11 protein-coding genes and 1 tRNA gene are annotated in these 8,468 nt (G+C 42.0%); 11 read left to right on the top strand and 1 reads right to left on the bottom strand.

Annotated features, from left to right (window positions below):
* A partial coding sequence (locus HMPREF2780_RS03350) for an SHIRT domain-containing protein (protein WP_158672287.1) occupies positions 1-431 on the top strand: 431 nt, incomplete at its 5' end.
* A gap of 211 nt (positions 432-642) precedes the next feature.
* On the opposite strand, the gene ald is transcribed toward HMPREF2780_RS03350, so the two are convergent.
* Positions 643-1,755: an alanine dehydrogenase gene (ald, locus tag HMPREF2780_RS03345; protein ID WP_105026148.1), complete on the bottom strand. Its 1,113-nt coding sequence runs from the start codon at positions 1,753-1,755 to the stop codon at positions 643-645.
* A 192-nt stretch (positions 1,756-1,947) separates the two neighbouring features.
* Here ald and HMPREF2780_RS03340 point away from each other — a divergent pair, with 192 nt between their 5' ends.
* The 10 genes from HMPREF2780_RS03340 (at position 1,948) to rpmG (ending at position 8,447) form a co-directional block, all read left to right on the top strand.
* A complete protein-coding gene (locus HMPREF2780_RS03340; protein WP_105026147.1) occupies positions 1,948-2,517 on the top strand; it encodes a GNAT family N-acetyltransferase in 570 nt (189 codons plus the stop codon).
* 50 nt (positions 2,518-2,567) lie between these two features.
* Positions 2,568-2,640, top strand: a tRNA-Thr gene (locus tag HMPREF2780_RS03335).
* Positions 2,641-2,864: 224 nt separating this feature from the next.
* Positions 2,865-3,362 (top strand): rRNA maturation RNase YbeY, encoded by a 498-nt coding sequence (gene ybeY, locus HMPREF2780_RS03330; RefSeq protein WP_045501976.1) that lies wholly within the window; start codon positions 2,865-2,867, stop codon positions 3,360-3,362.
* Positions 3,343-3,741: a diacylglycerol kinase gene (gene dagK / locus HMPREF2780_RS03325; protein ID WP_008809070.1), complete on the top strand. Its 399-nt coding sequence runs from the start codon at positions 3,343-3,345 to the stop codon at positions 3,739-3,741. The genes ybeY and dagK overlap by 20 nt, the downstream gene beginning before the upstream one ends.
* Before the next feature lie 66 nt (positions 3,742-3,807).
* A complete protein-coding gene (era, locus tag HMPREF2780_RS03320; protein ID WP_061601715.1) occupies positions 3,808-4,707 on the top strand; it encodes a GTPase Era in 900 nt (299 codons plus the stop codon).
* Between the two features lie 26 nt (positions 4,708-4,733).
* Positions 4,734-5,516 (top strand): alpha/beta fold hydrolase, encoded by a 783-nt coding sequence (locus HMPREF2780_RS03315; protein WP_105026146.1) that lies wholly within the window; start codon positions 4,734-4,736, stop codon positions 5,514-5,516.
* 149 nt (positions 5,517-5,665) lie between these two features.
* A complete protein-coding gene (mutM, locus tag HMPREF2780_RS03310; protein ID WP_105026145.1) occupies positions 5,666-6,490 on the top strand; it encodes a DNA-formamidopyrimidine glycosylase in 825 nt (274 codons plus the stop codon).
* Between the two features lie 5 nt (positions 6,491-6,495).
* Positions 6,496-7,092, top strand: a complete 597-nt coding sequence (gene coaE, locus HMPREF2780_RS03305) for a dephospho-CoA kinase (protein WP_105026144.1) — start codon at positions 6,496-6,498, stop codon at positions 7,090-7,092.
* A gap of 40 nt (positions 7,093-7,132) precedes the next feature.
* On the top strand, positions 7,133-8,308 hold the full coding sequence (locus HMPREF2780_RS03300; RefSeq protein WP_414261499.1) for a multidrug efflux MFS transporter: 1,176 nt from the start codon (positions 7,133-7,135) through the stop codon (positions 8,306-8,308).
* Positions 8,298-8,447: a 50S ribosomal protein L33 gene (gene rpmG / locus HMPREF2780_RS03295; RefSeq protein WP_008809064.1), complete on the top strand. Its 150-nt coding sequence runs from the start codon at positions 8,298-8,300 to the stop codon at positions 8,445-8,447. The genes HMPREF2780_RS03300 and rpmG overlap by 11 nt, the downstream gene beginning before the upstream one ends.
* Positions 8,448-8,468: the final 21 nt, after the last annotated feature.

Raw genomic sequence — 8,468 nt, 5'->3', positions numbered from 1 at the left:
TTCCAGCAGACCAAACAAACTTGAAAGATGGCAGTCAAGCAACGCCAACGCAACCAAGTCAAACAGAAGTGAAGACAGCAGAAGGCACATGGAGCTTCAAGTCCTATGATAAAACGTCCGAAACTATCAATGGAGCAGATGCTCACTTCGTAGGAACATGGGAATTCACCCCAGCTTTAACACCACATAAAGGTTCCGGAAATAATACTAAATCAGAAGAAGCTACGACTAAAAATAAGAACGTTTTACCAGGTACTGGTGAATCTTCTATTAAAAACAAGAATGTTTTACCAAGTATTGGTGAATCATCTACTAAAAATAAGAATCTTTTGCCAAATACAGGTGAAACTTCTACCGTTCTTCTTTCAATGATTGGTTTTGCTATCGCAGGCCTAGTTGGTTACGTAGTTCGTAAGAAAGGTAAAGCTTAGAATTTTCAGCTGAATAAGGAATCTAAATATTGATTCTTTATCATATCGAGAGAGAACGAACTTGTTCTCTCTCTTTTTTATGTGACTTTTAGTCTATTTCTTTTTTGTAAGGAAAATAACAAAAGAACCACTCGCTAAACAAGTGGTTCTGATTTGGTATTTTGAATAATTCTGCTACTACTTAAGTGGGGATATGAATTAAGTAAATTAACTAAACGAGTTCATCAATCGAAGTGTAGTCCTTATTTAAGCCTTCTGCAACAGGCTGACTAGTAATGTGACCTTGGTAGGTTGTGACACCTTGGCGTAATCCCTCATCATCTGCAATAGCTTTTCTGAATCCTTTTTCTGCCAAGGCTTCGATGTAAGGAAGGGTAACATTGGTTAATGCAATAGTAGATGTGCGGGCTACAGCACCAGGGATATTTGCAACTGCATAGTGGAGGACTCCGTGTTTTTCATAGACAGGCTCGGTGTGAGTCGTTACACGGTCTGCTGTTTCAATGACACCGCCTTGGTCAACAGCTACGTCTACAATGACAGATCCTGAACGCATTTGTTTAACCATATCATCTGTCACCAATTTTGGAGCTTTTGCACCCGGAATGAGGACAGCACCGATCACGACATCTGCCTCTCGAACACTAGCTTCGATATTGAAAGGATTAGACATGAGGGTCTGGATTTGATGACCAAAGACATCTTCTAAGACAGACAGACGCTTAGCACTGATATCCAGAATAGTTACCTGAGCACCCAGTCCAAGAGCGATACGTGCGGCATGCGTTCCTACGACGCCACCACCGATGATGGTTACTTTCCCTTTAGGAACACCTGGTACACCACCTAATAGGACACCAGATCCTCCTTCTTGTTTAGTTAAGAAGTGGGCTCCGATTTGGACAGCCATTCGTCCAGCGACCTCACTCATTGGTACCAAGAGTGGCAATTGTCCATCTTGATCGCGTACGGTTTCATAGGCTAGACCAGTCGTCTTGGCACTCGTCATAGCATCAGCTAGCTCAGGAGCGGCAGCCATGTGCAGGTAGGTAAAGAGCAAGAGATCATCACGAAGGTAGCCATATTCAGCTTCTAAAGGCTCTTTAACTTTTACTACAAGTTCAGCCGCCCAAGCTTCTGCAGCAGTAGGGACGATTTTTGCACCTTGTTTTTCGTAGTCTGCATCCGCAAAGCCAGAACCAAGTCCTGCATTGGTCTCAATCAGAACTTCATGGCCTTTACCAACTAAACTGTGAATACCAGCAGGTGTCAACGCTACACGATTTTCATTATTTTTTATTTCTTTTGGAATACCGATTAACATTGTATTTCTCCTTATCTAAATACATGTGAACAAAGACTTTGATTTAAGAATATACCTTAAATCCTCTTATTCTCATTATTCTAATTTAATGTAATTATTTTATATAAAAGAAGCTTAAATTGCAAGGAGAAAATGACGTATTGCTTTGATTGATCACTTATGATATGCTTAAAAACAAAAAGGAGGACGATAATGGAAAATATTTATGTTAAACTATCTAGACACACTAGACTGGAGACAGATAGACTAGTGTTGCGTCCGGTAACTTTAGATGATGCACCAGCAATGTTTAAATATGCATCAGATGAGGAGAATACTCGCTATACTTTTGAGACAAACAAAAGCTTAGAAGAGACTCGTAATAATATTGCTCTATTTTACCTGGCCAACCCTTTGGGACGTTGGGGAATAGAAGTAAAATCTAGTGGTCAGTTTATTGGAACCATCGATCTCCACAAAATAAACCTAGATTTAAAGACAGCTGCTATTGGCTATGTTCTTAATAAAAGACACTGGAACCAAGGCTACACGACAGAGGCTAATTGTGCAGTGATAAAATTAGCTTTTGAAGAAATTGGAATGAATAAACTTGTAGCTTTACATGATAAGGCTAATCCAGCTTCTGGTCGTGTGATGCAAAAATCTGGAATGATTTTTTCTCATGAGGAACCTTATGCAAGCTTTGACAAACATGAAAAAGGCCGCCTAGTGACGCGAGTATACTATGGTCTGACCAAAGAGCAATATTTTGCAGATAAATGAGTCAGCAAGTATTGACAAGCACCTATCTGCATGGTATAGTAGATAGGTACGCTGATTTAGCTCAGTTGGCAGAGCGCATCCATGGTAAGGATGAGGTCGCCGGTTCGATCCCGGCAATTAGCATCTTGTAGAACAAGGTTGGGTCTTCCCAGCCTTTTCTTTTTGTCAACGATAGCAGGTAATAAAAGGAAAGGTTTTTGGGAGGGAAAAAATAAAAATTGCTTCTTTTTTCTTTGTAGTGAGAGTTTGATGAATCTGCTCTGCTATTTTGAAAAATGAAGATTCCTAGCTATTATCTAGCCTTGATTATGATATAATAAAGGTGATACAAGTAAAGTAGGTGCATTATGTATATAGAAATAGTTGATGAAACGGGTCTGGTTTCAGAAGAAATCATCAAACAAACCCAAGATATTTTGGAATTTGCTGCCCAAAAGACGGGCAAGGAAAAGAAAGAAATGGCTGTAACTTTTGTAACTAATGAGCGTAGCCATGAGCTCAACTTGGAATACCGAGATACGGACCGACCAACAGATGTTATCAGCCTAGAATACAAGCCTGAGCTAGACATTGCTGTTGACGAGGAAGATTTACTGAATCATCCTGAACTGGCTGAGATGTTAGATGATTTTGATGCCTATATCGGCGAGTTATTCATTTCGGTGGATAAGGCGCGTGAGCAGGCAGAAGAATATGGCCACAGCTTTGAGCGGGAAATGGGCTTTTTGGCAGTACATGGTTTTCTGCATATCAACGGCTATGATCACTATACACCGGAAGAAGAAGCAGAAATGTTTGGTTTACAGGAAGAGATTTTGACGGCCTATGGACTCACAAGGGAATAATAAACGCAAATGGAAAAACCGGGATGTCGTCTCGAGTTTGGAATTTGCCTTAACAGGGATTTTTACCGCCATTAAAGAAGAACGAAATATGCAAAAGCATGCTTTTTCTGCTGTTCTTGTAGTGATTGCGGGTTTGATTTTTCGAGTTTCTGCCATAGAATGGCTATTTTTGCTATTGAGTATTTTTTTGGTTGTCTCATTTGAGATTGTCAATTCAGCCATTGAGAATGTAGTAGACTTAGCCAGTGATTATCACTTTTCTATGTTGGCTAAGAATGCTAAAGACATGGCAGCTGGAGCTGTTTTAGTGATTTCTGGTTTTGCAGTGATTACAGGTTTGATCATTTTTGTTCCCAAAATTTGGGACTGGATTTTTTAAAGATTTGAAAATCGGGGGAGACTGCCGATTTTCTGCTGTTTTAATGAAAATAATAGAGGTGAAATAATGACTTTTAAATCAGGTTTTGTAGCTATTTTAGGACGTCCCAATGTTGGGAAATCAACTTTTTTGAATCATGTTATGGGGCAAAAGATTGCCATCATGAGCGATAAGGCTCAAACCACGCGTAATAAGATTATGGGGATTTACACGACGGATAAGGAGCAGATTGTCTTTATCGACACGCCGGGAATTCATAAACCTAAGACGGCTCTAGGGGACTTCATGGTAGAAGCAGCTTACAGCACCTTGCGTGAGGTGGATACCGTCCTCTTCATGGTTCCGGCTGATGAGCCACGTGGCAAGGGCGATGACATGATTATCGAACGTCTGAAAGCGGCTAAGGTGCCAGTTATTTTGGTGGTTAATAAGATCGATAAAGTCCATCCAGATCAGCTTTTAGCGCAAATTGATGATTTCCGTCAGCAGATGGACTTCAAAGAAATCGTGCCGATTTCAGCTTTGCAGGGCAACAATGTCTCTCATCTAGTCGACATTCTAAGTGAGAATCTTGAGGAAGGCTTCCAGTATTTTCCAGCAGACCAGATTACCGATCATCCGGAGCGCTTTCTGGTGTCAGAGATGATTCGAGAGAAGGTTTTGATGTTGACACGGGAGGAAATCCCGCACTCAGTCGCAGTAGTTATTGACAGTATGAAGCGAGATGAGGAGACGGACAAGGTCCATATCCGAGCGACTATCATGGTAGAGCGTGACAGCCAAAAAGGCATTATCATTGGTAAAGGCGGATCCATGTTGAAGAAAATCGGGTCCATGGCTCGGCGTGATATTGAGCTTATGCTGGGGGATAAAGTATTCTTAGAAACTTGGGTCAAGGTCAAGAAAAACTGGAGGGATAAGAAGCTGGACTTGGCGGACTTTGGCTATAATAAGAAGGAGTATTAAGGTTTTCTAAGCCAGTAAGTGAGGTGATGGAGATGCCGTCATTATCCATTGATGAAAGAGAGCAGCAAAATCCAAAAAGTATTATCTTTTTGCATGCTTCAGGCTCGAGCAGTCAGATGTGGTGGCACCATGTTGCTGCGCTTGAGCAAGATTTTCATTGCATTCTTGTGGATTTGCCTGGTCACGGAGCCAGTCGGGATATTGAGTGGACAAACTTTGATGATGTCGTGGAAATGATTGTGGCTATCATTAACAGCAAAGCACATGGCAAGCCGCACTTGGTTGGTCTTTCGTTAGGCGGTTCCCTCATTCTTAAGTTGTTGGAAAAACATTCTAGCCTTATAGATAAAGTCATTGTGGATGGGGCAAGCCCTCAGCCAATTAAGGGCTATCGCAAGATCATTGCCATTGTATATCTGATGTCTTTCTTGAAAAATACTAAATTTGTAGCTAATCTCCTGACAAAGATGATGCAAAAGGATGGAGCGCCCGTCCAAGACGTTCAGAACTTTGTTGCAGATTTCCAAAGATCTGAACGGCGCTCGTTTCGCCGTGCTATGTCGCAGGCGAATCTGTTGAGGCTTGACTTACAGTTTGATAATCCTGCCTTCTTTGTCTCAGGTGGGAAAGAAGCCGAAACCATTCTTGACTGGCACCACAGGTTGGCAGATAAAAATGCTAGGTCTGAATGCGCCTATTATCCTGACAAGGGTCATGCTTGGCTTTTTAGCGATGTGGATACGCATATTCAGCTACTAAGATATTTCTTTCAAGGTGCTACATTTCCAGAGAAATTGAAGAGATTCTGATATATCCTAGACTTCTTATATTGCTTCCAAGATGGGGCATGATAAGGTTATTCAGAATTTTGTCGGCCATCTGTGAAACGCTGGATTATCAGCCTAATGATATTTTAGAGTATATTTCTGACTAATAATAGGAGATAGAAAGGAGCTTTATGCCTGAATTACCTGAAGTGGAAACGGTTCGGCGGGGGTTGGAGCGTTTGGTTGTTGGCAAGACAATTGAGCAGGTGCAGGTCCGCTATGCTAAGATGATCGGTACAGGAGTGGACAGATTTATCCACGACTTACCAGGTCAGACCATTGAAAAGATTGGCCGTCGGGGCAAGTATTTGCTTTTTTACCTGACGGGTGTAGTGCTGGTTTCCCATTTGCGAATGGAAGGCAAGTATCTTTTTTATCCTGATACGGTGCCTGAGCGCAAGCATGCTCATGTCTTTTTCGAGATGACAGATGGTGGGACGCTTGTTTATGAGGATGTCCGCAAGTTTGGGACCATGGAGCTCTTGAAAAAGGATCAGCTAGAGGCTTATTTTGCTGCCAGAAAGCTTGGTCCTGAACCGACAGAGGCGGACTTTCTTTTGTCACCTTTTGCCGCAGCTTTGAGTCGTTCCAAGAAGCCTATCAAACCCTATTTGCTGGATCAAACCCTGGTCGTCGGTCTGGGCAATATCTATGTAGATGAGGCCCTTTGGCGGGCGCGGATTCATCCGGCAAGGCCAGCAGCTAGTCTGAAGCCTGCTGAAGTGAAGAGGCTGCGCGAGCAGATTATAGAAGTTTTGCAGCTTGGGATTGAAAAGAGAGGGTCGACCATTCGGACCTACCGCAATGCTCTGGGTGAGGATGGCACTATGCAGGATTTTCTGCAGGTCTATGGAAAGACTGGTCAACCCTGTGCTAGATGTGGCAGCCCGATTGAAAAAATTAAGTTAGGTGGACGCGGTACTCATCTCTGTCCTCACTGCCAGAAAGCGAGGTAGTTGTCATGGCAAGAATTATCGGTATCACTGGCGGCATTGCCTCGGGTAAGTCAACAGTGACAGAGTTTTTGAGGCAGCAGGGATATCAGGTTATCGATGCGGATCAGGTAGTGCATGAGCTGCAAGAGCCTGGCGGACGACTTTATCAAGCTCTTTTATCCGCTTTTGGTCCAGCTATCCTACAGGAAGATGGACGCTTGGACCGACCCAAGCTGGGAGCTATGATTTTTGGGAATCCTCAACTCTTGGCGCAGTCCAGTCAGCTTCAGAACGAAATTATCCGAGAAGAACTAGATCGCAGAAGAGACTTGTTAGCAGAAACGGAAGCTATCTTTTTTATGGATCTTCCCTTGCTGTTTGAGTTACAATATGAAGATTGGTTTGACCAAATCTGGCTGGTGGACGTGACAGAAAAAACTCAGCTCAGTCGCCTTATGACTCGAAATGCTCTCAGTCAGGCAGAGGCTGAAAAACGCATAGCTGCTCAGCTATCTCTTCAAGAAAAACGAAAGAGGGCGGATGTTCTTATTGATAATAATGGCTCGCTTGAGGAAACTCAACAGCAGATTCGCGATGCTTTGAAGAAATTAGAAAGAAGATGATTTTATTACAAGTCAAGTAAATTGGAAGCACAATCTTTGGATTGCCTGGTTGGGAAATTTTTTTGTTGGGGCTAGTCTATCTTTGGTCGTTCCTTTTATGTCCCTCTTTGTGGAAGAATTAGGAGTTCGTGGCCATATGGTTGATCTATATGCAGGAATTGCTGTATCGAGCTCGGCCATGACAGCAGCCTTTCTCTCGCCTGTTTGGGGAGGTTTAGCGGACAAATATGGCCGTAAACCCATGATGATTCGAGCTGCACTGGCTATGACCTTTACCATGGGGGGAATGGCATTTGTACCAAGTGTTTTTTGGCTGATTATCCTACGACTTTTAAACGGTGTCTTCTCTGGCTATGTCCCAAATAGTACAGCCTTAATTGCTAGTCAGGCTCCCAAAAAGTATTCTGGCTATGCTTTAGGAACGTTATCGACTGGTGTGGTCGCAGGAACCTTGATGGGGCCACTATTAGGAGGTTTTGTAGCACAAAGCATCGGAATTAGAAATGCTTTTTTGCTTGTTGGCTTATTTCTTTTCATTGTCACTCTTTTGACAATTTTTTACGTGAAAGAAGACTTTGAACCGGTGGCTAAAGATAGACAGTTAGCAACCAAGGATCTTTTAGCTGAGTTACCCCATAAATCTATTTTGTTTGCCTTGTTCTTGACTAGCATGGTAATTCAAATGTCTGCTCAGTCTATTTCTCCTATTTTGACTCTTTATATTCGATCTATGGGGCAAACAGATAATCTGATATTTGTCTCCGGACTTATTGTGTCGGCTATGGGAGTTTCTAGTATTTTGTTTTCTAGTCATCTTGGGAAATTAGGGGATAAGATTGGTAACCACTGTCTCCTACTTTTAGCACTGTTGTACAGTTTTGTTATCTATCTATTCTGTGCCTGGGCTAAAACGCCGTGGGAATTGGGCTTTTTGCGTTTCTTATTTGGTATGGGAACAGGTGCATTGTTACCTGGAGTCAGCTCTTTGCTTAATAAGCTTACACCTAAAGAAGGGATTTCTAGAATTTTTAGCTATAATCAAACCTTCTTTTATATTGGTGGAGTCGTAGGACCAATAATGGGTTCCGCCATTGCGGTCAGTCTCAGCTACCACTGGGTTTTCTATGTGACGGCAGGTTTGGTCTTGCTAAACTTTTTCGTTTTGTTTATTTGTTTTAGAAAATATTTAGGAGTGAGAGAAATCAGTGCGGGTTAAAGTAAATCTCAAATGTTCTTCCTGTGGCAGTCAAAATTATCTGACCAGTAAGAATAGTAAAAACCATCCAGAAAAGATTGAAGTATTAAAATATTGTCCTAAAGAAAGAAAAGTAACTTTACATCTTGAATCTAAATGAGTTTTATGATAAAATAGATAA

It is taken from the genome of Streptococcus sp. HMSC062B01 (assembly GCF_001811085.1).
Taxonomy (GTDB): Bacteria; Bacillota; Bacilli; order Lactobacillales; family Streptococcaceae; genus Streptococcus; species Streptococcus gordonii.
This window is presented reverse-complemented; position numbering and strand designations above follow the sequence as displayed.

Excerpts from the sequence above, each read along its gene's own strand:
- ald (WP_105026148.1), bottom strand. The coding sequence starts at position 1,755 with ATGTTAATCGGTATTCCAAAAGAAATAAAAAATAATGAAAATCGTGTA.
- ybeY (WP_045501976.1), top strand. The coding sequence starts at position 2,865 with ATGTATATAGAAATAGTTGATGAAACGGGTCTGGTTTCAGAAGAAATC.
- coaE (WP_105026144.1), top strand. The coding sequence starts at position 6,496 with ATGGCAAGAATTATCGGTATCACTGGCGGCATTGCCTCGGGTAAGTCA.
- era (WP_061601715.1), top strand. The coding sequence starts at position 3,808 with ATGACTTTTAAATCAGGTTTTGTAGCTATTTTAGGACGTCCCAATGTT.
- HMPREF2780_RS03315 (WP_105026146.1), top strand. The coding sequence starts at position 4,734 with ATGGAGATGCCGTCATTATCCATTGATGAAAGAGAGCAGCAAAATCCA.
- dagK (WP_008809070.1), top strand. The coding sequence starts at position 3,343 with ATGGACTCACAAGGGAATAATAAACGCAAATGGAAAAACCGGGATGTC.
- HMPREF2780_RS03340 (WP_105026147.1), top strand. The coding sequence starts at position 1,948 with ATGGAAAATATTTATGTTAAACTATCTAGACACACTAGACTGGAGACA.
- mutM (WP_105026145.1), top strand. The coding sequence starts at position 5,666 with ATGCCTGAATTACCTGAAGTGGAAACGGTTCGGCGGGGGTTGGAGCGT.